This is a genomic window from Rhizobium sp. 62_C5_N11_2, from assembly GCF_051811185.1.
Lineage (GTDB): Bacteria > Pseudomonadota > Alphaproteobacteria > Rhizobiales > Rhizobiaceae > Rhizobium > Rhizobium leguminosarum.
On the sequence record NZ_JBPWPW010000001.1, the window covers coordinates 910,334 to 931,483 of the forward strand.

General features: G+C 59.2%; 23 protein-coding genes and 1 pseudogene. 14 read left to right on the top strand and 10 right to left on the bottom strand.

What is annotated here, in order from left to right:
* Positions 1–215: 215 nt before the first annotated feature.
* The 7 genes from AB8B31_RS04610 to AB8B31_RS04640 all read right to left on the bottom strand — a co-directional run bounded on the left by AB8B31_RS04610 (position 216) and on the right by AB8B31_RS04640 (position 2,863).
* Positions 216–398 carry a DUF3606 domain-containing protein gene (locus AB8B31_RS04610; protein WP_018517836.1) on the bottom strand — a complete coding sequence of 61 codons (183 nt, stop codon included), beginning with the start codon at positions 396–398 and terminating at the stop codon, positions 216–218.
* Between the two features lie 115 nt (positions 399–513).
* The gene (locus AB8B31_RS04615) at positions 514–750 is read right to left on the bottom strand and encodes a hypothetical protein (protein WP_018241121.1); all 237 of its coding nucleotides are present in this window, start codon (positions 748–750) and stop codon (positions 514–516) included.
* 213 nt (positions 751–963) lie between these two features.
* Entirely contained in the window at positions 964–1,407 is a 444-nt protein-coding gene (locus AB8B31_RS04620; protein ID WP_018241122.1) for a pyridoxamine 5'-phosphate oxidase family protein, read from the bottom strand.
* An 85-nt stretch (positions 1,408–1,492) separates the two neighbouring features.
* The gene (locus AB8B31_RS04625; protein ID WP_017959492.1) at positions 1,493–1,639 is read right to left on the bottom strand and encodes a hypothetical protein; all 147 of its coding nucleotides are present in this window, start codon (positions 1,637–1,639) and stop codon (positions 1,493–1,495) included.
* Positions 1,640–1,709: 70 nt separating this feature from the next.
* Positions 1,710–2,072, bottom strand: a complete 363-nt coding sequence (locus AB8B31_RS04630) for a hypothetical protein (protein WP_018241123.1) — start codon at positions 2,070–2,072, stop codon at positions 1,710–1,712.
* A gap of 79 nt (positions 2,073–2,151) precedes the next feature.
* The gene (locus AB8B31_RS04635) at positions 2,152–2,415 is read right to left on the bottom strand and encodes a DUF1488 domain-containing protein (protein WP_018241124.1); all 264 of its coding nucleotides are present in this window, start codon (positions 2,413–2,415) and stop codon (positions 2,152–2,154) included.
* Positions 2,416–2,560: 145 nt separating this feature from the next.
* Positions 2,561–2,863, bottom strand: coding sequence for a hypothetical protein (locus tag AB8B31_RS04640; protein ID WP_018241125.1), 303 nt, complete (start codon positions 2,861–2,863; stop codon positions 2,561–2,563).
* A gap of 191 nt (positions 2,864–3,054) precedes the next feature.
* Between AB8B31_RS04640 and AB8B31_RS04645 the strand changes: the two genes are divergently transcribed.
* Positions 3,055–3,459: a hypothetical protein gene (locus AB8B31_RS04645; RefSeq protein WP_018241126.1), complete on the top strand. Its 405-nt coding sequence runs from the start codon at positions 3,055–3,057 to the stop codon at positions 3,457–3,459.
* Between the two features lie 74 nt (positions 3,460–3,533).
* A complete protein-coding gene (locus AB8B31_RS04650; RefSeq protein WP_032981644.1) occupies positions 3,534–3,908 on the top strand; it encodes a hypothetical protein in 375 nt (124 codons plus the stop codon).
* 142 nt (positions 3,909–4,050) lie between these two features.
* Here AB8B31_RS04650 and AB8B31_RS04655 read toward each other — a convergent pair whose 3' ends face one another.
* Positions 4,051–5,556, bottom strand: coding sequence for a DegQ family serine endoprotease (locus tag AB8B31_RS04655; protein WP_018241128.1), 1,506 nt, complete (start codon positions 5,554–5,556; stop codon positions 4,051–4,053).
* 613 nt (positions 5,557–6,169) lie between these two features.
* Between AB8B31_RS04655 and AB8B31_RS04660 the strand changes: the two genes are divergently transcribed.
* The gene (locus tag AB8B31_RS04660; protein WP_018241129.1) at positions 6,170–7,159 is read left to right on the top strand and encodes a LacI family DNA-binding transcriptional regulator; all 990 of its coding nucleotides are present in this window, start codon (positions 6,170–6,172) and stop codon (positions 7,157–7,159) included.
* A 68-nt stretch (positions 7,160–7,227) separates the two neighbouring features.
* Here AB8B31_RS04660 and AB8B31_RS04665 read toward each other — a convergent pair whose 3' ends face one another.
* Positions 7,228–8,157, bottom strand: coding sequence for a LysR family transcriptional regulator (locus tag AB8B31_RS04665; protein WP_018241130.1), 930 nt, complete (start codon positions 8,155–8,157; stop codon positions 7,228–7,230).
* 111 nt (positions 8,158–8,268) lie between these two features.
* Here AB8B31_RS04665 and AB8B31_RS04670 point away from each other — a divergent pair, with 111 nt between their 5' ends.
* Both AB8B31_RS04670 and AB8B31_RS04675 read left to right on the top strand, forming a co-directional pair.
* Positions 8,269–8,868, top strand: coding sequence for an NADPH-dependent F420 reductase (locus AB8B31_RS04670; RefSeq protein ID WP_018241131.1), 600 nt, complete (start codon positions 8,269–8,271; stop codon positions 8,866–8,868).
* Positions 8,869–9,064: 196 nt separating this feature from the next.
* Positions 9,065–9,985 carry a LysR family transcriptional regulator gene (locus AB8B31_RS04675; protein ID WP_222283879.1) on the top strand — a complete coding sequence of 307 codons (921 nt, stop codon included), beginning with the start codon at positions 9,065–9,067 and terminating at the stop codon, positions 9,983–9,985.
* Between the two features lie 60 nt (positions 9,986–10,045).
* Here the strand turns inward: AB8B31_RS04675 and AB8B31_RS04680 are convergent, their stop codons facing one another.
* Positions 10,046–10,999 carry an NmrA/HSCARG family protein gene (locus AB8B31_RS04680; RefSeq protein WP_222283880.1) on the bottom strand — a complete coding sequence of 318 codons (954 nt, stop codon included), beginning with the start codon at positions 10,997–10,999 and terminating at the stop codon, positions 10,046–10,048.
* A 229-nt stretch (positions 11,000–11,228) separates the two neighbouring features.
* Between AB8B31_RS04680 and AB8B31_RS04685 the strand changes: the two are divergent.
* The 9 genes and pseudogenes from AB8B31_RS04685 to AB8B31_RS04725 all read left to right on the top strand — a co-directional run.
* A pseudogene (locus AB8B31_RS04685) lies at positions 11,229–11,357 on the top strand (IS5/IS1182 family transposase); the annotation flags it as partial.
* A gap of 285 nt (positions 11,358–11,642) precedes the next feature.
* Positions 11,643–12,899, top strand: coding sequence for a polysaccharide biosynthesis/export family protein (locus tag AB8B31_RS04690; protein ID WP_245278920.1), 1,257 nt, complete (start codon positions 11,643–11,645; stop codon positions 12,897–12,899).
* 173 nt (positions 12,900–13,072) lie between these two features.
* A complete protein-coding gene (locus AB8B31_RS04695; protein WP_246724833.1) occupies positions 13,073–13,789 on the top strand; it encodes a glycosyltransferase family 2 protein in 717 nt (238 codons plus the stop codon).
* A 26-nt stretch (positions 13,790–13,815) separates the two neighbouring features.
* Entirely contained in the window at positions 13,816–14,976 is a 1,161-nt protein-coding gene (locus AB8B31_RS04700) for a glycosyltransferase family 4 protein (RefSeq protein ID WP_222283881.1), read from the top strand.
* Positions 14,963–17,062, top strand: coding sequence for a hypothetical protein (locus tag AB8B31_RS04705; RefSeq protein WP_222283882.1), 2,100 nt, complete (start codon positions 14,963–14,965; stop codon positions 17,060–17,062). Before AB8B31_RS04700 ends, AB8B31_RS04705 begins: the two co-directional genes overlap by 14 nt.
* Positions 17,059–17,946 (top strand): DUF6492 family protein, encoded by an 888-nt coding sequence (locus AB8B31_RS04710; protein WP_047619511.1) that lies wholly within the window; start codon positions 17,059–17,061, stop codon positions 17,944–17,946. The genes AB8B31_RS04705 and AB8B31_RS04710 overlap by 4 nt, the downstream gene beginning before the upstream one ends.
* Positions 17,943–18,770, top strand: coding sequence for a membrane protein (locus AB8B31_RS04715; RefSeq protein WP_047619513.1), 828 nt, complete (start codon positions 17,943–17,945; stop codon positions 18,768–18,770). The genes AB8B31_RS04710 and AB8B31_RS04715 overlap by 4 nt, the downstream gene beginning before the upstream one ends.
* Positions 18,763–19,764 carry a glycosyltransferase family 2 protein gene (locus AB8B31_RS04720; RefSeq protein ID WP_166480348.1) on the top strand — a complete coding sequence of 334 codons (1,002 nt, stop codon included), beginning with the start codon at positions 18,763–18,765 and terminating at the stop codon, positions 19,762–19,764. Before AB8B31_RS04715 ends, AB8B31_RS04720 begins: the two co-directional genes overlap by 8 nt.
* A gap of 2 nt (positions 19,765–19,766) precedes the next feature.
* Positions 19,767–21,146 (top strand): hypothetical protein, encoded by a 1,380-nt coding sequence (locus tag AB8B31_RS04725; RefSeq protein ID WP_222283883.1) that lies wholly within the window; start codon positions 19,767–19,769, stop codon positions 21,144–21,146.
* The last annotated feature ends 4 nt before the right edge of the window (positions 21,147–21,150 follow it).

Consider the following 21,150-nt stretch of genomic DNA (forward strand, 5'->3'; position numbering starts at 1 on the left):
AGGTAAGCCAGTAGGGTTAATTCGTCCACTGATGTTGCATCGTGGCATCGCAAGCCAGCCGCGGCCAATGCATGTCGCCCAAAAGTGTGCGCGGTTTTGGGATAACGACATGCATCAAATACTGCATGTCGCCCAAAAGTGTGCGCGGTTTTGGGAAAATGACATGCATCCAATAAAGCCCTTAGAGTTTAGCGCCTGCGAGGCTATTTTTTTCGCTAGACGCTGATACGGCGGCCGGCTTTATCAGCCTCTTTGCGATTGGCGCCGTGCTTCTCGATGATGTCCCTGGCATCCTCGTTGGAAATGCGATGTTTCTTGGCGAAATAGATGACTTCGTAGGGCGCCTCAGTGACGGCCTCTTTGGCGGGTTGGATCTTTTTCGTTTTGTCATTGGACATGATTTTTCCTTCCATGGAAATGTTGAGCTGGACGTGCCAACCCCGTCTCCGAACCGAGGATCGGAGAACCGCGCTCTCAAGTCGGCATCAATCGAAGAATTGGCTTCGTGCCGTCTTATCGATGCGCTCGAGCCGTCATATGTTTTTCCCAGATCTGCGTCGCCTGCGCTGCCGTGCCGGTCTTGTGGAAGCGCAGCAGGTGCAGTCCTTCCGCCCGTCGTTTTTCGTTAAAGGCGCTGTTTTCGTAGTCGGTGCCTTCGACAATGCTCTCGCTTTGAAGGACGGCCTTCAATTCCTGCACATAGTGCCCGGTGATGTTGAAAAGCGCTTCATTCTCAGGTGCGTCTGTCATCGTTTTCCCTATGGGTGGTCGCGTGGCATTCAACGCGGTGCCGGTTCGGCAGGCCACGTTGGTAAGATGCATCAAGCAATCCGCGCCCCTATGGGAAAGGCTGGTATCGGACAGCGTTTAGCTGGGGGTGTCTGTCTGGAGTTCCATATATCATGCAGCAGCGCCGCCTTGCGAATCAAGGATCAAGGCACGGCCAGTCTGAACGCCCGCATGTTAAACCACTTGCCTCCCCGATACCATCTCAATCGAAATGCCGAAGAATATGGAGGGAGCAAGGCTGTCTTCGCTTTCCGAGTTTAAGGCAAACGATCCGGGTTCCCACCAGAACGGTTGCTTCTGCAGGAGGGACCAGGCGTGGATGCGTTCGTCATGCCGGGCCGGCGTATCGGTCAGCTCATCATAGGTGCCCTGAACAAGCACGCTCTTCCACGTTCGGTTTTCGCCGAATTCTTCAACCTGAACGCAGGCTGGCGAATGGGCCCGCAACAGATCTATCTTCAGGCCCGGCATGGAAAATATGAAAAGTCGGCCTTTTTCATAGGCATACTGAATGGGAACGATATAGGGATATTTTTCGCCCAGGCATGCCAGATGGCCACGGGTGTGGCCTGCCAGAAATGCGAGGCAGTCTTGTTCACCCATTTCTCGCAGTTGCATTGCGTTATCCAATTCCGTCAGCGTTTCAGTCCTTCGTTTGATAGGCAGCAAAGCGTCCTGGCTCGCCGCAACAGTCTTGCCGCGCCTACCAGAACACATCGTTGAGAATGATATAGACGATAAAGGCCAGACAGATGGCCGGTGTCGATTTCACCAGAAAGTCGATGTACCGGAACCTGCCGATATGCTGAGCCAGGCGTTTCCACGAGTGGATGTTTACCGTGGAAGACATCATGCCCTCCTTTGGTTGGGGCCGGATAACTCTGATCACCCGGGAAGCAGCGCCCGTTCACAAACTGCCACTACACCAAATATGGGCGCCAATCCTCTGCGCTACAAGGCGTGGCGGATTGCCGGTCCGGCAGAGAGATCCCGCTGCTGTGCACGATCGCCAATGGCGGCGCGGAGGGGGCAGGATTGCGGGGCACGTCCATACAGGATTGCGCTTCGACCTCAACCATTGCTTCGATCAGTTTCAGCCGATCGAGTTTCCGCCGTTGATCGTCGTAGAGCCTGCTGAGCAGCGCATAGGCCGATCCGGAGGGTCTACCTTTGCGCAATAGTTTCCTGATCAGCATTTCCTGATCGGCAACGCGATGCGCCGCCTTCACGATATGGCGACGCGCCAGCTTCAGGTCTTTCAGGCGGTATCGTGTGGCAACCATATGCTTTGCTCCCCCTGTCTCATCCGGCAGTAGCAGGATGGTGGCCGTTTCATTTCACCGGCCATACGCCTTCTCGCAATCAGCGAAAATCTGCAGCCGTGAGCGTGAAGTTGTTTCCGCGTCGATGCTGATAGACTCTCGATGCAGCCTCCTGAATGGAAGAACGCGCCGCATCGAAGGCATTGAGATAGGCGGCTTCGGAAGAATTCTGGGTGATCGCGCTGCCGAGCGCTGCTTCTTCGACCAGAAACCTGACCTCGAACATGCCGTCATAGCCGGTGAAGCGGACACCTTTTCTTGCTTCGTCGAAGCTGCGGCTTCTGTTGGGAAAGATAAGTGCCATTGCGGTTGTCCTTGGAAGTGGGCGGGAGCCGCTGTGCGACCCTCGGACCCGGCGATGATTGTCGATGCACGGCTGACCGGAACGGGCAGCTTGATGCCAGATGGTTGGCAACCAGCCTGCTGCCATGCCCGATCGTCGGCAGGTCTCAATGGATCGTCTGCACGATGACCCGGTCATCAAGCAAAGCCTGAGATGTCTTGATCAAGCGCACCGTACCAGTGATGATCTCGTCGGAATAGACCGGGTCCGCACGCGAAATTTCGTCCGTCATATCGCGGAGGACTTTGTTTATCTCAAGCAGAGGCGGCACAAGGTCCAGCAATCCATCGGCGGCCAGCCCGTGAGCCAGGCCTGCGATCACCTCTCTGAGGTGATCTATGAGCGCACGCCGTTCTGAAACCGCCAGTGCCGACGGCTTTGTGAAGGTCGCTTCACCGTTGAACTGCATGATGCGTATCCTCCTCTCTCTAAAATGGGTTCCGCCACGCCATTATCAATGGCTACCGCCGAATGAGGTTGCGGTCGGATGGCAAAGAGCGCAAGCTGAACTATCGGCGGGCACGATACGGGCACCGCTGCTTGGGGCGCGCCAGTAAGCCCTGGCGCCAGCGAACCCTAGCCCCAACGAAGGAGGACACAATGTCTTCCACATCAGATCAATTATTCGATATCCACAATTTGAGAATGCTGGACCGTATCCTCCGAAAGGCCGGCTTTCGCGGCGGCGAAACCTACGCGACCGATGATGGCGAGATCAGCGCCACAAGTTTCCTCATTCATTGTTTCCAGATGGGGATCGTCGATGAGGCCGCGTTGAAATCGGCTCTGAAAATGTATCTCGCGACACAGTTGAGTTCAGGCCCGCTTCCGCAGGCCATGGAAGACGGCTCCTTTGCCAGATGGCAGGATGACGGCGGCGCCCCGGTGAAAGCCTATCGGATCGCGCGGTATACGGCGTCTGGTCGCGCGGACGCACCGCTGCGGCCGCCAGCTTACCGCTTTCCCAAAACCAGGCTGCCTGAACGATTGTCCGAGATCCCGTGAACGCGCGCCTGCTGCGACGTCACCGGCAACGCCCGATCGATCGTCGCGATGACATGACGAACAAGGAAGAAGACATGTCTGGGATTCACGCCGATCAAAAGGATCGGGCCAGGAAACGCGAGACCATCGCCCCCGTGCCGAAAAACGCGACGTCAAGCTCGACCGCCGACGATCTGATAACGCAGGCTCGTCAGGCGCGCTCACCGTCGGCGGAGCAGGGGATCGATAGCGCTGATAAGCAAGCCTATGGTCTGGCTCGTCCACACAAAGGTCCGTTCGACAACGCAACGGCATTCAGCGCTGCCACCTACGACCATGATCTCCCGACGCGGCAGCAATTGGAGGCGGCGCAACGCAGCCAATCCGATGCGATAAAGCGGCAAGAGGCAAACCGCCAAAAGGGCAAATCCCGCCCGCGCGCAAAGACAACGACGCTGAAATCTCCCTGAGCAGGAATAGAGGGGCAGACGGCGCCCTATAGATTTCTTGCTGACTGAGCGGTGCTTGGCTCCAAGGCCTTTCCGCTCAGGTCTGTCGAAAAGCCCGCCTCAGGCGGGCTTTTCCTGTTTGCGGCAAAAGCTCGGGAGACTGTCAGGCCGCCCCAAACGGCACGGCGACGAAGGTTTTGTTGCCATCGCGTTCGACGAGCAGCAGCACCGACTTGCGGCCGGCCTTGCCGGCATCGGCGATCGCGGTCTTGACGTCGCGGGTGTTATGGACCGGTCTGTCGTTCACCGAGACGATGACATCGCCGGACTGAATTCCGGCGGCGGCGGCCGACTTGTCCGGGTTGACACTGGCGACCACCGCACCGTTGACGGAGCGCGGCAGGTTGAGCTGCTGGCGCACGTCGGGCGTCAGGTCGGCAAGGCCGATGCCGAGGCTCGGCTGGCCGCTGCTCTCGCCCTTGCTGGCTGGACTTTCGGCCGCGGCCTGTTTCTGGCCTTCCTCATTGGTGCCGACGGTGACATTGAGATCGATCGTGTTGCCGTCGCGCCAGACGCTGAGCGCTTCCTTGGCGCCCGGCGAAAGGTCGGCGACCAGGCGCGACAGATCTTTCGGCGTCTTGACGGTCTCGCCGCCGACTGAAGTGACGATGTCGCCAGGCTTCAGGCCGGCATGGGCGGCCGGCGTATCGGCCGTGACGGCGGCAACCAGCGCACCGCCTGTTTTATCAAGGCCGACGGCATCGGCGACATCCTTGGTGACCGGCTGGATCTGCACGCCGAGATAGCCGTGATCGATCGAGCCGTCCTTCTGCAGCTTGGCGACGATCGCCTTGGCCTCGTCGGAGGGAATGGCGAAACCGACGCCGACACTGCCGCCGTTCGGCGAATAGATGGCGGTGTTAATGCCGACGACATTGCCGCTGCGGTCGACGAGCGGGCCGCCGGAATTGCCATGGTTGATCGGCGCGTCGATCTGGATGAAATCGTCATAGGGGCCGCTGTGCAGGTCGCGGCCGCGCGCCGAAACGATGCCAGCCGTCACCGTGGTGCCGATGCCGAAGGGGTTGCCGATCGCCAGGATCTGGTCGCCGAGCTTCAGCCTGTCGGAATCGCCCCAAGCAATGGTCTGCAGCGGCTTGCCCGCCTGGATCTTCAACACGGCGACATCGGATTTCGGGTCGGTGCCGATCAGCTTGGCCGGCAGTTCCGCGCCGTCATCCAGCGTCACCTTGATGTCGACGGCATTGTCGATGACATGGTTGTTGGTGACGATCACGCCGTCGGGGCTGATGATGAAGCCGGAGCCGAGCGCCATCGCCTGCTGCGAAGGCCGGTTTTTCGGCGCCTGGTGCGGCAGCGGGATGCCCTGGTCCTCGAAGAACTGGCGGAACTGCTCGTCCATCGGCGACTCCTGCTGGTCGGCACTGACATCGGTCGCCTTGACAGTCGTGGTGATGGTGACGACGGCAGGCTTGTCGGCATCGACGATGGACGCGAAGGAGCCGCTCGGCGCGAGAACGCCGCCGGCATCGGACGGCGCGGCAAAGCCGCTGGACGAATTGATCGTAAAGGGCAGGCATGCCGCGCCGGCGATGATGGCGGCTCCGACAAGCGCTGCGGTGCGATGTTTGCGTAAGATGTGTGACATGGTGGTGATCCCTTGGGCGGTGGTCCCTTGCGAGAGCGTTGGCTTTGGATGGCGTCGTGGTTCCATGTCCTGGGACCTGGCGTCGGATGGCGTTTGGCGGCAATTCCTCTTGGGAACGTGCAGTCGACGAGGGGCGGCGACCGGGGGGAAGAGAAGAATTGGCGCTCGGGATTCATATGATCCCACCAAGCGGATTTACAAATTAAAGTTTGATCATGTTTATATTGCTGATTTGTAAGATATGACGGGAATTTAATCTTCGCTGCCCGTGCGTTCCGGCCGGCTGCCCCGCTGCAGAACTTCCGGCCCGGTTTTGTCTCGCTTCGCGTCCTTCGCGATGTTTTCATTCGAAAATAAATGGACTTATTCCCGATGGCGGTGATCCGATCGCCGCAGGCGCCCGTAATTTGCCGACAGACGATCCCGTTGCTGTTTCTGGAAATTCTATTCCCGGATTCTATTGCGAATATAAAATGTTAGTAGACTCTAAATTATTTCTTCTTCAGAAAGTAAAGGTCGCGATTCGAGGGCAAGCGAGTCTCGCGGGCGAGATATAACGGGGGCGGTGAGGACGGCAGTGGAGCGGGGGCGGAAGGCCAGGCGCGGTGCGCATGTGAAGTTGAGCGATGTGGCGAAGAAGGTGGGTGTCAGCCCCATCACCATTTCGCGCGCGCTTCGCAATCCCGAAATCGTCTCCGAGGATCTGCGCCAGACTATCCTGCGCACGGTAGACGAGATGGGGTATATCCCCAATCTTGCCGCCCGGGCACTCGCCGGCCGCCATAACGGCATCATCGGCGTCATCACGCCCGCTTTGCACCATCACGGCTTCGCCGGCCTGATGATCGGCATCGAGGATTGCTTGCGCACCACCGAATTCCGCGTGCAATATTCCAACACGCTCCACCATGTCGACGGCGAGGCCGGCGAGCTCAGATCCTTCCTGACGCAGAAGCCGGCCGGCGTCATTATCGCGGGCGCCGAATCCTATCATGATCTTCTGTCGCTGATCGAAAACGCCGCCTGTCCGATCGCCCATATCACCGATCTCAGCCAGGAGCCGGAAAGGCTGGTCGTCGGCCTCGATCATTATGCGGCCGGCGCCGAACCCACCCGCTTCCTGCTATCGAGGGGTTATGAGAGGATCGGCTTCATCGGCCGCGGCACGGATATTCGCTCGCGTCGCCGGAAGGAAGGCTATGAGGCCGCGATGGGCGAAGCCGGCCGTTTCGATGCTGATCTCGCCATTGGCGGAAATGAGGGAAGCAGCACCGGCCTCGGCAGGGAATTGTTTGCCCGCCTGTTGCAGCGCGTGCCGGATATCGATGCCGTCTTTGCTCAAAGCGACGATCTGGCGCTCGGTGTCCTCATCGAATGCGCCGCGCGCGGCATCCGCGTGCCGGAGGATGTCGGCATCTGCGGCTTCAACGATCTGGAGTTTTCAGCCTTCACCCAACCGACCCTGACGACGGTTCAGATTCCACGCTACGATATCGGCTACCGCGTCGCCGACATGCTGCGGCGCGCCATCCGCGACGAGCCGCCCGGCGAAAACAAGGTCGATTGCGGCTTCTCCATCATCCCGCGCGGCTCGACGCGCTAGTTCGGCACGATTCGCCAGCCTTTCGTCTGTCGATGCGGGCAGTCAAAAATGCCTTCAAAATATCGATATCAGCCCAGTGTTCCTGCAAATCGTTCCGGCCATCGCTCACGTTGAAAAACCTCCGTCAGGAAGTCGATGAACACTCTTGTCTTGGAGGGCAACAGGGTGCGGTTTGCATAATAGATCGAAATCGGGCCTGCGTCGGCATACCATGCCGGGATCAATCGGATCAGCTCGCCGCTCTCCAGATTGGCCAGAGCATCCGCCTTGGCGATCATCGCGACACCAAGGCCGAGAAGGGCGGCGGATCGCATGGCCGCGGGATCGTTGACGACGATCGTCTCTTTCAAGACCGCAGGCTGCTCATCTCCAGCAAGATTGCGCATCTGCCGCTGGTGAATTCGACCCGTCCGCATCGAACGCATGACGATACCGTCGAGTTCGTGCAAGCAGGACGGATCATGAGGCGGAACCCGATCGCCCAGATATCCCGGTGATGCCACGGGGATAATATGAGCAGGGGCCAATGGCCTGGCGATGACACCAGGCGTCAACTCGAAACCCCCGCCGATCGCAGCATCATAGCCCTCGGCGATCAGATCGACCTGTCTGTTTTCGAACATCCATTCCGGCCGGATCATCGGATATCGCTGCATGAACTCCGGCAATAGCGGAAGGATGTAGCCTATGCCGAGTGTCGGGCTCATGCTGAGTTTCAGCACGCCGGATGGTTCGGACTGTTCGCTCGATGCCTCCGAGATCGCTCCCTGCAGGCTTTCCAGGTGATCTCGGATTGAGTGCAGAAAGCGCTCGCCTGCTTCCGTGAGCGTCAGACTTCGGGTGCTTCGTTGAAACAGCCTGAGTTTCAGGTTGCCTTCAAGTGCTGCGACATTGCGGCTGACCGCCGCCGGCGTCAGGCCGAGCCGTCGTGCCGCCGAGGAGAAGCTTCCAAGCTCGGCGCTGCGCACGAAGGATTCCAGGTTTGCAAGTGTCTCCATACCATCACTTTCAATGAATGCTTGAAATTGATAACAGGCAATTCCGTCTAATCACAAGGGAATAACAAGGCGATATTCGCTCCATCGAAACCAAACAATGGAGTTATCGCAATGAACATCGGCATCATAGGCGCCGGCAATATCGGCTCCGCCTTCGCCCGAGCCCTTGCCCGCAACGGCATCGCCGCCACGATCTCGAACAGTCGCGGCCCCGACACATTGCAGGATCTGACCGAGGAACTGTCGCCGCACATTACGGCGGGGACAATCGAAGAGGCGGCGAAAGCCGGCCTCGTCCTTGTCGCCGTCCCCTGGTCGAAGCTACCCAAGGCATTGGCGGGTCTTCCTAACTGGGCGGGTCGCATCGTGATCGACGCCAACAATCCGATCGAAGGGCCGCTGTTCAAACCAGCCGAGCTGAATGGTCGTTTGTCGACTGAGGTCTTCGCCGGCCTGGTGCCCGGTGCTCGCGTTGTGAAGGCATTCAACCATCTCCAGGCGCATCTGGTTTCAGCCGATCCCCGCGCCGAGGGCGGCAGCCGCGTGCTCTTTTACTCCGGTGACGATGCGTCATCGAAGGCCGAAGTGGGGGCGCTGATCTCCAAACTTGGCTTTGCCGACATCGATCTCGGGCCGATTTCGATCGGCGGCAAGCTCGCGCAATTCCCCGGCGGGCCGCTGCCTGTCCTCAACCTCGTCAAATTCGGATGAACAGCGATCGGCCGGATCAATCCGGCCGATCTGCTCGAACGACAGCGCCGCGCGTCTTTTCAGACGCGCGGCGCTGTAACACTTTGAATTGTTGCATAATTTTATCCTTAAATCGGTTCCGATTTAAGGAATTATGCAGTAGGCACAGCCGAGATTATTCCCTATATGGAATGAATGAGGATCACTGTGCTTAAAAATGGATAGTGCGGGACTGTCGCTGGACAGAATGCGCACCTTTGTCCGCGTCGCCGAACGCGGCAACCTGTCGATGGTCGCAAGAGAGCTGGGTGTCGGTCAATCCACCGTGACTCGGCACCTCAATGAACTCGAGGAGGCTGTCGGCGTACCGCTTCTCAGCCGAACCACCCGACGCGTCACCCTTACCGACGAAGGCAGCCGCTACTATACGAACTGCCTTCAGATATTACGCCTGGTCGAACAGGCTGCGGAAGAAGCGAGAGATGCCCGCCGGGCTCCAGCTGGGGCTGTTCGGCTTTCCTGTACGGCAGCACTCGGCGTGATGCACATCACCCGCCTCATCTTTGATTTCCAGGACAAGCATCCGGACATTCGGGTCGACCTCAACCTGACGGACGAGCGGATCGACCTGGTTCGCGAAGGCGTTGACGTCGCACTCCGTCTTGGGCCTCTCGCGGACAGCGTGATGAAACTTCATGCGCTCGGAGAAAGCCATCGGCTGCTGGTGGGCGCTCCGACCTATTTGTCCTCCCATGGACGGCCGGAACGCCCAGCCGATCTGTCACGCTACGAAACCGTCGTGATGTCCAATGTGGCGGGGAGCGATCAACTCGTTCTTTCCTCTCCCGATGGCGCAAGCCTGATGATCCCGGTCAGTGGGAAGCTGCGCGTCGATCACGGGCTCGCGGCGCGCGAAGCCTTTGCCGCCGGACGCGGCATTGGTCCCGCACACCTCTGGTTGGTCCACGATCTTCTGGATGACGGTCAGCTCGAGATCGTGCTTGGCGACTATCGTCCTTTACCGGTTCCGGTGAGCTTGCTGATTGTTCCAGAGCGAGCCGCCATTGCCCGCGTTCGGCTTCTCGTCGACTTTCTTGTCGTCGAGGTTTCCAAATTGCCGGGAATCCGGCCATCGTAAGCCCTTGTTTTCAAGCATGTCGTTGTCGCAAAACCGCTGCACACATTTGCGCGACATGCTTCAAAGTCCGAAAGACCGCTTGTCGCCACGCCACCCCGTCGTCCTGAGATACTGCTCCCAGTTGAGAGTGTCGGGGTTCAGGCGGCGGCTCCATTCGAGGTCGTGCTCCTTGCCGAAATAGCCATGGTGGACAGCATATTCGACCATCCCCAGAAGCTCTCGAACGAGAAGTTCGTTGGCGGCAAACTCCGGAAAATAGTGCAGCAAGCCATCCCGGGTGAAAGCGTTTCGATACGCGGCCTTGAGCCCGGTCACACGCTGAAAGGTTTCGACCATCTCGCGCGGAGAAATGATATCGCCAACGATCGGCAGCGTTTTCCCGTTGTAACGCTCGGGATTGGAGAAAATTTCAAGCACGACCGGCCCGGTCGCCGTCAGCGGATCGACAAAAGGCGCTCGGAAATCTTCAGGAAGATAAACCGGCAAGAGGAGCGTATCGCCCTCCATGCGCGGCACATAATATTCGAGAAGATTCGTGTAAAAGAATGCCAGCATGACGAAGGAATGAGAGACCGGCAGGCCGCGAATATAGTCTGCAATGCGCGCTTTGTCGGCAAAATGCGGCGCATATTTCGTGCCCCTGGTGATCTTGTCGACATTCTCCAGCGTGCTGAAAACAATATGCCCGACGCCAGCCTCAACGGCGGCATCCGCCAGTTGTCGGCCGAGAGGGGCCTCGATTGTCTCCGGCGGAGCGATCGGCGGCGTCATCAGAAATGCGCCATCCGCGCCTTTGAAGGCGGCGATGAGGTCCTTTTGACGGCCAAGTTCGAGAGGGACGGTTACGATTTCAGCGCCGCGTTCCTCCAGGCGCAAAGCTTCAGGCGAATCCTTTTTCCGGGTTAAAGCTCGCACCCGGAAACGTTGGCTCTGAAGGAGGGCCGCGGCGATGCTGCGCCCCTGTTTACTCGTTGCACCGGCAATCGCGATCAGTGGCTTTTCATGTGCAAACATAGAGCTTTAAACCTTTCCCTGTCATTGACGCCGGCTACGGTGGCAGGCGTCGTTTTGCGGGAGAGCGGTCGGCCTGTGCCGAGAGCCCACTCGATGGCGGGCACCCTATCGCAACAGGTTCTAGGGCTGTAGATATCTGAAATGCATAACGTAATGCCATTTTCTGGATAAATGGCGTCCCGGCCAGGCCCGGATACAAATTGGTTCGCGATCCATCGCGACCGCGCAGGTGTCGTTCTTGAAACCACTTCTCAAATGCCGGCGTTGGCTCAGACATCTCTTCGCCGATGGCGGCTCTGATGGACTAATGCTGAGAGCTGCATGGCAAAGACGCAAGTTCACCCTGCAGATCGTCAAATAAACCGATAGGGCCAAAGGTTTCGAAGTGCTGCCCAGTCGCCGCAAGATATTACTTTTATTGAATTCTTTTCAACGCAGACTCTTGGCCTGTCTGGCAGATGTATTAATCATTGTTAAGTACTATTGAATATGGTTAATATTATGTTAACCTTAAAGAGATCGGACAGTGTTCAGCGCTTTCAAAGCGGAAATTCGAAACATGAAGCTTTCGAAGATAATATCGCCAGAGATGCCTCAATATAGGTCGAGAATCGGTTCTCGCCTCCATCAAACAATACTGTGCATGGTGTTTGCAGCAATTGTTCCATTGACGTCAGCAGCGGAAGATTTACCTGCGTCCACAGGTTCGGCCCCGGTTGTGACCTCTGGCGAGACTTCGGCCCGGCAGCCTCAATCGCTGCGTGATGGTCTTCGCTCAGGCGATAAATTGAATCTCGCATTTTACGAAAGCTTGGCCTCTGTAGAAGATCGCTGGACGGGCTCACGGGGCACGGTTCCCTGGAACTTTTACCAGCGCCCCGAGCTCACTGGCGAATACGTCGTTGAAGCGGACGGAACCATTTCGCTTCCGCTTTTGGGACGCTTCCCGGTTCGAGGGCTTCCTCCGGCCGATGTGGAGGCGATAATTCTTCCTTCGTACGAAAGTCTGGTCGGCAGAAAGGGTTTCGTCAACATCGTCAGGATTGAGCACCAGCCGATTTACATTACCGGCCCGGTTCGTAATCCAGGCTCGTTTCAATATGTTGATGGCATGACTGTGCTGCATGCCGTTGCGCAAGCGGGTGGCATGACGGCGAAGACTATCGAGCCATGGCAGAGTGTGGAGATTACACGCCAGATCGAGCGGTTGAAGGCTGGGCTGGCCGATCTGAAGCGGCTTGCGTCGCGAACCGAGGTGCTGAGGGCGAAGCGCGATTCCGTGCAAATTGCCAGCATTGGCACACCTGTTCTTGGTCCCGATCCCGATGCTCAACAGTTGTTGGATGATGAGACATGGCAGCGCCAATTGGTAACGACGAGCAAGGATGCGCAGAGCAGTGCTTACGCAAAATCTGTTACCGATGCTCAGGCCGATCTCGATCTGCGCCAGGCACGCGTCGGCAATTATGATGCCACAATTCGGGTCCGTCAGGATCGGCTGGCAAGTATCGAGAATTTGGCCAAAAACAAGCTTGTCACCAGCATCGAGTTGACCCGGGCGCAAAGCGAACTGACTGAGTCTGAAGATCGAAAACAGCAGGCCGTCATCGATGTCGAGAGCGCAAAGCAACGGTTGGCGGCAGCGAAACAGGACGTCGAGCGCGATCGTATCGAACGCAAGATCGAGATCGAAAAGTCAGCAGCGGATGCCGAAAGAGGCCTATCAACGGCGTTGAAGACGACCGAGAGCGATCTTGAAATTTTCCGGTCCATGGTATCGTCGGAGGATACCGCCGATGTTGAATTCGAAATCGTTCGGCCTGGACCGAACGGTGTCATCGTCGAACCTGCGACCGAAGAAACGGTCTTACAGCCTGGCGATCTGATCAAAGTCCATTGAGACTTAGCCGCATACTCCTCCCGACTGGGAGAGTTTAGTCCTCCTCTCGGCCCAAGAGCTCAGGGGCATCGTTGATTTGCGATTTGTCACGCGGTCCAAAACGCCATGGAGAGCTTATGTCTACAATCGAAGCTTTAGAATCCTCGCATTCCTCAATGCCGGTCCAGGGTCCGATGTTCAATTTGCCAAGGACCTCGCTCGTCATTCCAACCTTGAACGAAGCGGAAAACATTAAGCTGCTTTTGCCCCGCATACCGACCTGGGTGCATGAAATCATCATCGTCGATGGGCGATCGACAGACGGAACGCCAGACATAGCGCGAAGCATGCGCGACGATGTCAAGATCGTACTCCAGCCCAAGAAGGGCAAAGGCATCGCATTGCGGACCGGCTTCGAAGCCGCATCGGGTGATATGATCGTGATGCTTGATGCTGACGGGTCGATGGATCCTTACGAAATCATCTTGTTCGTCGCGGCTCTTGTTGCAGGTGCGGATTTCGTCAAGGGTTCTCGTTTTATGCAGGGTGGCGGCACCAGCGACATGACGGTCATCCGCCGTTTCGGCAATCTCGGCCTGACCCTCCTGGTCCGGATGCTCTATGGCAGCTCTTTCAGCGATTTGTGCTACGGCTACATGGGCTTTTGGAAACGGCATGTTCCCTTGCTGCGTGCCGACTGCGACGGCTTCGAAATTGAGACGCTGATCAATTTGCGGGCCCTGAAGAACAAGCTCAAAATCATGGAAGTCGCGAGCTTTGAATCGGAGCGTATCTACGGCGTCAGCAATCTGCGTGCCCTTCCGGACGGCTGGCGCGTGCTGAAGACGATCTTCCGAGAACGCGTCAGCACGCCGGCGGGCGTCCAAGTCCTCGAGCAGGGCATGTCCTGAGGTCTGGATTTAATGGGCGAGGCCGCATGATGCGCATATTGATGCTCAGCGCGAGATACCTGCCTTTTGCCGGAGGAACGGAAACCCATGTAAGCGAGGTCGCAACCCGGCTCGTGCACAAGGGGCATGCGGTGACGGTCTTGACGGGCAATTCCGACGGCCTTCTTCCGGCAGCGGAAAGCCGAGACGGCGTGCAGATTGTCAGGCTGAAGACCTTTCCCCGTGGGCGGGATTGGTGCTTCGCCCCCGGCGTCTTCAGGGCGGTCGCCGAAGGTGATTGGGACCTGATGCATGTTCAGGGCTACCACACCTTCCTGGCACCGCTGGCAATGGCCGCCGCATCGCGGAACGGGCTTCCTTTCGTGGTTACCTTTCATAGCGGTGGCCATTCGTCACGATTTCGGTCCTCGATCCGGCGCTTCCAACATAGAATGCTTGCGCCTCTGGCCGCCAGAGCAGCGCAACTCATTGGCGTGTCGCGGTTCGAAGCGGATCTGTTCAGCCATAATATGGCAATCGCGAGAGACAGGTTCATCGTTATCCCCAATGGCGCGCGCCTGCCGGAAAAGTCCGGGCGGCGACCGGCTTCACCTCACGACAGGCCGCTGATTGTCTCGCTCGGCAGGCTGGAGCGCTACAAAGGTCATCATCGGGCGCTTGCTGCATTTAATGTGCTGGCAACGAAATTCCCCGATATGCGCCTTCGGATCCTAGGAGAAGGCCCCTATGAGGCGAAGCTGCGTCAGCAGGTGGCCGAACTCGGGCTCGGCAACCGTGTCGAGATCGGGGCAATTCCGCCGACCGACCGGTCCGCAATGGCCGATCTTTTGTCTTCGGCCGCTCTTGTCGTGCTCCTCAGCGATTATGAAGCTCATCCCGTGGCGGTTATGGAGGCGCTTTCGGTCAAGGCTCCCGTACTGACCACCGACACATCCGGCTTTCGGGAGCTGGCTGAGGAGGGCCTCGTGCGATCCATTCCGCTCAACGCTTCGCCAGACTTCACCGCGCGTGAAATGCTCGCCGCCATGGAGGCGGGGCCGATCTCGGTTGAGACGAGCTTGCCGGACTGGGACGATTGCACGGACCGGCTGCTGATGGTGTACAGACGCGTACTTTCGCATCCGCAGCCTGAACTGCGAACCGGTCCGGCACTGCTTGGAGATTTGAAGCACGATGACCGTTGTTGAGGGGCGGACGTCTCCAGACCAGCAGAAGGCCTACCAGGACGGAGCTTATCGTCATGGCTATATGGTAAGGGTTTCCATTCCACGCATCGATCTGTGGATCGCCGCATTTCTGGGCCTGCGCAGGCAGGACAGCGCGGTCGGGGGTGTTGCCGATCCTTCGTCGCTGGGGATGTCGCCGGCCTTTGCCTTCCTGTGCAGTTGCGCCCTTATTGTGGTCGCTCTTGCTGCAAATGCCAGTCGGCTGGGAGAGGGCTGGGCGGTTCCCACGTTCTATACCGCCATCGCCGCGATCTTTCTCCCCGCTGCGGCGCGAATCATCCATCCGGGGGCCAGCCGCCTGGAGCGGTTGGCGCTCATCGTGATCGTGACCTCAGCCCTCTTCGTGGTACGCCTGATCCGCGCGCCCGTCGCCTTCATAGACCATGACGAATTCCTGCACTGGGCGACGGTGAACGACATTCTGGAGGCGGGGCGACTGTTCCTGCCCAATCCCCTTTTGCCGGTCAGCCCCCTCTATCCCGGGCTAGAGCTCGTAACGTCCGCCTTGGTCAAACTGTCCGGACTGTCCGTCTTCGCGGCAGGCCTCATCGTGTTGGCGGCAGCACGGATGATGCTGATGCTCACGCTATTCCTGCTCTTTGAGAAGATCACGAATTCTGCACGGATCGCCTCCATCGCCTGCCTGATCTACATGGGTTCGTCCACGTTTTTGCTGTTCGACGTCCACTACTCGTATGAAAGCCTGGCGATCCCCATGCTTGCGGCGGTGCTGTTGGCTTCCGAAAGCCGACGCCTGGAGCGAGGCGACACGGCAGGCTGGCCGACGGTCGTCGCCACCATGGTCCTGATCGTGGCGCTCGCAGCTACTCATCATCTCACCTCCTATTTTTGCACGGCCCTTTTGTGCGGCACGGCGGTGATGGAATGCCTGAGGCAGGGCGCTTCCGCTATGCAGAGGCGGCAGGCAATCCTGCTGGCCTCGATCGCCGTGATTGCTCCGGTCGCCTGGTCGAAGATCGTCGGGAACCCCACCGGCAGCTACATCCTTCCCGTACTGGCAGGCGGCATACACGAGGTAGCGCAACTCGTATCAAGTTCGACCTCGACGCGTAAGCTTTTCGTGTCGGACACGGGAGCCCTGGCGCCTGCTTGGCAACGTTACCTGACGATGGCGGGCGTCGCGCTGATCTGCCTGGGACTTCTCACCGGCTTTCTCCGCTCGCTCGTTTTCAATGGGCAGCACCCGAATGCGAGCATCCTCTGGCCGCCGACCAGATGGCGCCTATGGCGGTCAAGCCTTCTCGAGATCCTCGTTTTGGTGACGCTGGCCTATCCCGTCAGTATCATCTTCCGGCTGACGCGCAGTGGGTGGGAGATCGGCAACCGCATCGGCTCGCTATCTTTCCTCGGCGTCGCAATCGTCGTCGCGGTGGCCGTCGCGGCATTCTGGCACGGCACCTCGCGTGGCTGGCTGCGCGCAACGTCGCTTGCCGCCGCCGCAACGACGGTGCTGATCGCTGGCGTCATCAGCTCCGAGGGGCCACGTATCCTGGTTCCGGCCGGCTATGAAGTTTCGGCCGACTCCTCGTCGATAGAACCGATGGGGATCAGCGCCGCAAAGTGGACCAGGGAATGGCTAGGCGGCGAGCAGCATTTCGCAACCGACCGGATCAATCGCCTGCTCCTGTCCACCTACGGCCGGCAAAAGGTCTCGACCACGCTTGAGAGCGGGCAGGATACAGGCATGGCCATCACCGCTGCCGATCTCGGCCCGATGGAACGCAAGCTGCTGATCGACTCGGGCGTCGGTTTCGTCATGGTCGATCTGCGCATGACCACCGGCCTGCCGGGCGTCGGCGTCTATTTCGACGGCGGCGCGCAGGACCGAAACCACACGGTCCCCCTCCAGGCGTCGTCGCTGCTCAAGTTCAATTCCGAGCCCGATGTCGACCGCACCTTCGACAACGGCTTCATGGTCATTTTCGATGTCGGGCGGCTCGGGAAAACACGGCAGCCCGCCGCCCCTCCTAGGCGGACCGGAGTGCGGGGGCAATCCCTGGGACGACCAGACGGAGATTTACAATGATCGATAGCCGTATCGACGCTTTCATGTGCGTCCATTCGCGGGACATCGAATATTTGCTCGAAGCGTCCCTTCGCTCCTACCAGCAGCATTTCCCCGACAAGGGAAACCTAACCATGGTCACGGACAACCCGGCCGCTTTAAGAGCCTTCCTCGACGCGAAGGGTCTCGTGCCTGGCGCCGCCGTCACCGGCGACAACGACTGGCTTTCAGCCAGCGAACTGGAACTTCCCGGCTGGTTTCGGCAGCAGATCATCAAGCTGCGCGCCTTCGAATTCTGCCGCACCGAGCATTTCTGCAATCTCGGTGCGGATACACTGCTGCTGCGGCCCATCGCGACGACCGATCTGATCGACCGGCGCGAACCGGTTCTCTATTATTCCAGCCACAGGCTTCCCGATCTTCACTACCGTTTCGAGAAGAAGCGGTTGCGCAATGTCGCAAGGATCCTCGGCGTCGAGCCGGCCCGGTCTTTTCGCTATGTCGATTTCATCAACGATTTCTTCTGCTTCAAGCGTGAATGGCTCATCGCGCTGAATGACTACATCGCGTCGAAATACGGCTCAACACCCTACGTCGAGCTGCTCAAGGGTCTGAGTGCGTCAAAAGACCAGACGCGGTTCGGAGAATGGACACTCTATTCCGTCTTTCTGCTCGATGTGATGCACCTGTCGCCGACGATGCGCGATGCGCGCGGGGCCTATCTGACGCAGATCCATAGCCGCCTCGGCCTCACGCTGAGCCGGCTGGACAGCAAGATCGTTCATCTCGTCCAGAAATCCTTCGACCCGAACGTGATCCGTCAGAAGCTCGTGAAGGTGAACCCGGGCGCCGCTCAGATCATCGGCGCGACGGCATGGGCGAATGCAGGAGCTCGTCCCCGATGATGGCCCGCCGTGTCTTTCTGGGAATCATTCCGCTGGGGGTTCTTGCCGCTGCGTTGGCCGTAACGTGGCTGCCCGAAACCTTTTCGACCTGGGAGAAGCTGGTCCGTCTGGCGCTCTGCGCGCCGCTGATACTGTATTTCCCGGGCCGCATGCTGGTGGACACCCTGCGCATCGAGGGCGATGGGGTCACCAGGGGGACGTTCGCGGTGTTCCTGAGCTTCGCGACCTGCATTTTTCTGGGGCTTCTGCTGCATGTCGTCGGGCATCTCGATGCGCGAGGCTGGGTCTACGCGCTGGGCCTGACGACTATCGCCGTTCGGTGGCTGAATGTCGTTTTGCAGCTCTCAAGGCCGGTTCCAGCCATTCCCTGGGCTTGGCCCGGCCGCCGTTTTGCGATCTTCGCAGCTTCCATGATCTTGGCGGCGAGTTCCGTCCTCGTGGCGCGCCCGGTCGCGCTTGAACGCAAGCCGTTTCATTTCACCGAGCTTTGGATGGTGCCCAAATGGAACTGGACGAACAATGTAGTAACGGTCGGCGTGCGCAATTCGGAAGACGCCAAAACGCTTTACAGTTTTGACCTTGTTCTGGGCGGCACGTTGATTGGAAAGATGCCAACCTTCGAATTGGCGCCTTCCTCCAGCCAAACCTTCGAATTCTCCGTACCCACAAAAACGCGCCCACCCGCACGGCTGGAAGCCTGGCTCTACAAGGGCGGCGACAGGGGAACGATCTACCGCAAGGTCTGGATGACCATCGACACGCTCCAGTCCCCGGCACCGACCGGAATAACCCTTCAGTTCGCTCCGGAGACGAAAAATGGATAATTTCCAGCACCCCGTGCCCGGCAAGCTCACGACGGCAATCGTCATCTGCTGTTATTCCGACAAGCGTTGGGACATTCTCAACAAAGCAATCGCGGCGGCAGCGCGCCAGGTCCCGGCCGCGGACGAGATCGTCGTCATCGTCGATCACAATCCGGCACTGGCGCTGCGTCTACGGGTCAAGCGCTTCGAAACCCCGGTCAGGATCGTCGAGAATATTCATCCGCCCGGCCTCTCCGGTGCCCGCAACACCGGGATTTCAGTCAGCCGCGGTGAGGTCATCCTGTTTCTCGACGACGACGCCGTGTCGGATCAAGATTTGCTGGCGACCTTGGTTTGGCAACTCGAGGATCCCTCGGTGCTGGGCGCCGTGTCGGCTATCCGCCCGTTGTGGGAAACGGACCGTCCGTCCTGGTTTCCCGACGAATTCCTGTGGACTCTTGGCTGCACCTACCGCGGTCTTCATCCAGGGCCGGTGCGCAACCTCATCGGCGCGTCGATGTGCATCCGCCGCTCCGTCTTCGATCATACGGGCGGCTTCGATTCCGGCCTGGGCCGAACGGCCAAGGCTTTGCCGCTCGGATGCGAGGAAACCGAACTCTGCATCCGTGCAACCAAAGCCCTGCCACATGGCCGTTTCGTCTTCGAGCCATCGAGCGGCAGCGATCACGCCATACCCGCCGATCGCGCGACGTGGAAATATTTCCTCCACCGCTGCTGGGCCGAAGGGCTTTCAAAGGCCTGCCTATCGTTGATGGCGGGCTCCGGCGAGGCGCTGGCGTCGGAAAAGACCTATATGACGAGGACGTTGCCGCAAGGGGTTATGCGGGGATTCGCTGATGTGCTGCTTGGCCAGCCGAGCGGCCTTCTTCGCGCCGTCGCGCTGGGCGCCGGCCTGGCAGCCACTGCGGCCGGCTTCGCTCTCGGCCGGACCCGCGCTGCCCTTACGCGACCGTTCACCTCCGTTCCTGCTCGCGCTCTCGAACCGGTGGAATAGGCATGATGACCCTCAACGCCGCTATTGCCATGGTCCGCAGCCTCCTGATGAATCAGGCGGTCCTGCTCCTCAATGCAGGCATGTTGGGGCTTGGAACGTTGATGACGGCCATTCTCGGCTTCGTCTACTGGTGGTTCGCGGCGCGTTCCTTCTCGGCCGAGGCTGTTGGGCTCGCCGCCGCCGCCATATCGTTGATGAACCTCCTCGCGAATCTCGGGGAAGTCGGTCTCGGACCCTTCCTGATGGGCGAGATAGGCCGCCAGAAAAGAGCAGGCCCTTTTTTGACGGGCGCGCTCCTTGCCTCGTTCAGCGCCTCTATCGTGGTGGGGCTGATCTATCTTGCTATCGCAGCCTGGACATCGACGCAGCTTGGCTCGATCGTCGGCTCCTCCGCGACCGATCTCTTCTTCGTTGCTGCTTGCGCTCTGACGGCCGTGACCCTCGTGCTCGACCAGGCCCTGGTCGGCCTTCTGCGCAGCGGCCTTCAACTGGCCCGAAACGTCGTCTTCGCCGCCAGCAAGCTTCTTCTACTGATCGCTCTCGGCCTGACACTTGGCCGCGCAAGCAGCGAATTGGCGATCTTCACCACCTGGTTTACCGGGCAGCTTGTCTCACTGGTCGTCGTGGCCGGGCTACTTGTTTATACCGGTGGGCGCGTTTTCCACCGGCCGGACATCCACGCCTTCCGCCCGGCGCTCGGACAGGTTTTAGGTCATCATGCGCTCAGCATGGCTGTTCAGGCGCCGGCGCTGCTGCTGCCCTTCGTCGTCACGGTGATGCTGTCCGCTGAGATCAACGCCGCCTTCTATGCCGCATGGACGGTGCTGAACGTCGCGCTTCTAGTCCCTGCGTCACTCGCTTCGGTGTTGTTTGCCATCGCTGTGCGGGAGCCGGAGCTGTTTCCCGCGCGCCTGCGCCTGTCGCTCGGCTTGTCGATGCTGGTTTGCGCGGCGACCGCCTTGGCGTTCCTGTTCCTGTCGCGCTTCATGCTCTGGATATTCAATCCGGCCTATGCTGTGATTGCAGGAAATAGTCTCCAGTTTCTTGGCTTTGCCGCTTTCGGAATGGCGTCCAAGTATCATTATCTCGCGGTTCAACGTGTCCGGCGGCGCCTGGGTTTTGCCACGCTCGTTCTGATCGGCGGTGCGGTGCTGGAGATCGTGGCCGCTGCCGCCGGTGCGCAATTCGGGATTGCAGGCACAGCCAACTTCTGGGTCATTGCTGTTTCGCTGGAAGGCCTCCTTCTGTGCCCGGCATTGTATTGGGCTGCGCGGCGCATTGCGACGCCATCCACCACCGCGCCATCAGCGGCTGCCGGTGTCTCGAAATATGGCAATTCCCTCGACCAGACCGACCAAATCGGAATTGCGTCACGGGCTTGAAAGG